This window comes from Actinomyces oricola, assembly GCF_004104015.1.
In the GTDB taxonomy this organism is placed as follows: Bacteria; Actinomycetota; Actinomycetes; order Actinomycetales; family Actinomycetaceae; genus Actinomyces; species Actinomyces oricola.
Map to the genome: position 1 here is coordinate 1 of NZ_RYFV01000076.1, position 616 is coordinate 616.

Here is a 616-nt window from a genome sequence, read left to right on the forward strand (position 1 = left end):
GTTGGGCGCTTGGCTTTCTTGAGTATCTGGTCGGCGGGCTTGGTCCAGGAGAAGGGTTTGCAGGTCTTGTTGTAGGTGTCGATGAAGCGTCGGATGGTGGTGGTCAGCTCGCGCACGGAGCGGAAGGTGCCGCGTCGGATGGCTTGGCGCTGGACGATCCCGAAGAAGATCTCGACCATGTTCATCCAGGAGGCGTGGGTGGGAGTGAAGTGCACGCTGATCCGCGGGTTCGCCTCCAGCCACTTGCTGACCTCAGCGTGCTTGTGGGCAGCGTAGTTGTCCATCACCAGATGCAGCTCGACGTCGGGGTAGGCGCGAGCGACCTGGCGCAGGAAGACGAGGAACTCCTGGTGACGGTGGCGGCTCTGGCAGCGGGCGGTGATCTTCCCGGTCGCGGTGTTGAGGGCCGCGAACAAGGTGGTGGTGCCGTTGCGCACGTAGTCCGGGGACCGGCGCTCGATCAGGTGGGGCTGCATCGGCAGCACGGGCGCGCTGCGATCCAGTGCCTGGATCTGGGACTTCTCGTCCACGCACAGCACCACGGCGTTGGCGGGCGGATCCAGGTACAGGCCGACGACGTCGACGACCTTGGCCTCCAGCTGGGGATCGGTGGAGA

The 616-nt window shown here is 65.1% G+C and carries 1 protein-coding gene; it reads right to left on the reverse strand.

The window, feature by feature from the left end; translation table 11 throughout:
- Window positions 1-616, reverse strand: a 616-nt coding sequence (locus EUC46_RS12455) for an IS630 family transposase (RefSeq protein WP_128774468.1), incomplete at both ends; no start/stop codon positions are given.